This window comes from Streptosporangium sp. G12, assembly GCF_052983175.1.
This window is the reverse complement of record NZ_JBRIQO010000076.1, coordinates 1-2,164: the sequence shown is the minus strand read 5'-3', so window position 1 is coordinate 2,164 and position 2,164 is coordinate 1. Positions and strand designations below refer to the sequence as shown.

General features: G+C 70.4%; 3 protein-coding genes. 1 reads left to right on the top strand and 2 read right to left on the bottom strand.

Going from position 1 to position 2,164, the window contains the following annotated elements:
• Positions 1-339: alpha/beta fold hydrolase (locus tag ACVCAG_RS45610; protein ID WP_440089909.1), on the top strand; the 339-nt coding region annotated here is incomplete at its 5' end.
• A 63-nt stretch (positions 340-402) separates the two neighbouring features.
• On the opposite strand, the gene ACVCAG_RS45605 is transcribed toward ACVCAG_RS45610, so the two are convergent.
• Positions 403-1,695 carry an ArsB/NhaD family transporter gene (locus ACVCAG_RS45605; RefSeq protein ID WP_440089908.1) on the bottom strand — a complete coding sequence of 431 codons (1,293 nt, stop codon included), beginning with the start codon at positions 1,693-1,695 and terminating at the stop codon, positions 403-405.
• A partial coding sequence (locus tag ACVCAG_RS45600) for a CBS domain-containing protein (RefSeq protein ID WP_447191662.1) occupies positions 1,692-2,164 on the bottom strand: 473 nt, incomplete at its 5' end. The genes ACVCAG_RS45600 and ACVCAG_RS45605, both read right to left, overlap by 4 nt.

The window sequence follows — 2,164 nt, the reverse complement described above, 5'->3', positions numbered from 1 at the left end:
CGTGACCTGTCCACCCGGCCCGCCGGCCAGGTCATGGCCGCCTTGAGCGAGCGCGACCAGGCCGAACTTCTCGCGCTGTTCACCCTGATGCGCTCGGGTGAGGGTTTCGTCAACGACATGCTGGCCGTCCCCGACTGCGCCGGGCAGGTCACCCAGCCGGCCCTGGTCATCGCCAGCCGCACCGACCGCTCGGTCCCCTTCACCCACGCCGAATCCCTCGCCGCGACCATTCCCCGGGCCGAGCTGGCCGAAAGCCGGGCCGACGGTCACATGATCTGGTTCGCCCCCGACTACCCCGCGATCGCCGCGAAGATCAAGGACTTCCTCGCCGCGGGGTGAGGCGCTGTCCCGGCTCTTTCGGCCCGCGGCCATGCCTCGCCGCCCGGAAGGCGGGGGAGGGGTTCACATCAGGTAGCGCAGCCACAGGTAGGGCGTCACCAGCGCCACGGTGACGAAGGCGACGATGAGACCGTACCGGGTGAACTCCCAGAAACTGATCGGGGTGCGGTTGCGGGCGGCGATGCCGATGATGACGACGTTGGCGGCGGCGCCGACGGCGGTGGCGTTGCCGCCCAGGTCGGCGCCGAAGGCCAGCGCCCACCACAGCACCTGGGCGTGGTCGTTGCCGCCGTTCGCCTGCACCAGGTCGGCGACGATCGGGCTCATGGTCGCCACGTAGGGGATGTTGTCCACGATCGCCGAGATGCCGGCCGAGGCCCACAGCAGGCCGATCGCGGTCAGCCCCAACCGGCCTTCGGTGGCGCCGACGGCGGCCTGGGAGATCTGGCCGATGACGCCGGTCTCGACCAGGGCGCCGACCATGACGAACAGTCCCATGAAGAACACCAGGGTGGGCCATTCGACCTCGGCGATGGCCTGCTCGGTGGTGACCTTGGTGGCCGCCACCAGGATCCCGGCGCCGAGGATCGCCACCACCGAGGGCTCGTAGTGCAGCACCGGGTGCAGCACGAAGGCGGCCATCACCAGGGCGAGCACGACCAGGCTCTGCCACAGCAGGGTGCGGTCGGCGATGGCCTCGCGCTCGTCCAAGGCCATGATGCCGGCGGCGCGTTCGGGGTCGTGGACGAACGCCGTGCGGAACATGATCCGGCACAGGCCGACGAACACCACCGTCACGACGACGATCATCGGTGCCATGTGGGCGAGGAAGTCGTTGAAGCTCAGCCCGCCCCGGCTGGCGATGATGATGTTGGGCGGGTCGCCGACCAGGGTGGCGGCCCCGCCGATGTTGGAGGCCATCGCCTCGGCGAGGAGGAACGGCACCACCGGCAGCGCCAGGCGCTCGCACACCAGGAACGTCACCGGCGCGATCAGCAGCACCGTGGTGACGTTGTCCAGCAGCGCCGAGGCCAGCGCGGTGATGACCACCAGCAGCACCATCAGCCGAAACGGGCGTCCCCGGGCCCGTTTGGCGGCCCAGATCGCCAGGTACTCGAACACGCCTGTCTGCTTGAGCACCCCGACGATGACCATCATGCCCAGCAGCAGGAAGATGACGTTCCAGTCGACACCGGTCTCCGAGGAGAAGAACGCCGCCTGCGCGTCGCTGGCGTGGACGGCCAGCATGATCCCGGCTCCGCCGAGGGCGGAGGCGACCCGGTGGATCCGCTCGGTCGCGATCAGCGCATAAGCGCCGAGGAAGACCGCCACCGACAGCCAGGCCAGAGCCGTCATGAGGCGAGCATCCGGTCCATGAGCGCCTGCAGCGTCACCGCGCCGTGCAGGCGGCCCTCGCCCACCACGGCGACCAGCGGGCTGTGGGTGCGGGCCATCAGCGCGGCGATCTCCAGCACGGTGGCGTCCGGATCGGTGACCGGTAGCTCGCGCGGTGTGGGCGGCAGCGCCTGGCGTACGGTCTGGCCGGCCATGTTGTGCAGGAAGGCGTCGGCGTGGGCCTCGTCCACCACCCGGGCCAGCGCCGGATCGTCCTGGCAGTAGCCGGGCACCGCCAGGGCCAGCACCTGGGTGCCGGCCAGGATGCTCAGCGGCAGCCCGCCGGAGTCCACCACGATCAGGCCCGGCAGATCCTGGTCGGCCAGCAGCCGGGCCGCGTCCAGCACGGAGGTGCCGAGGGTGACGGTGGGAAAATCGACGAGCAGGTCACGAGCACGCATGAGGGCCCTTCCGGGATCGGCGACAGAAC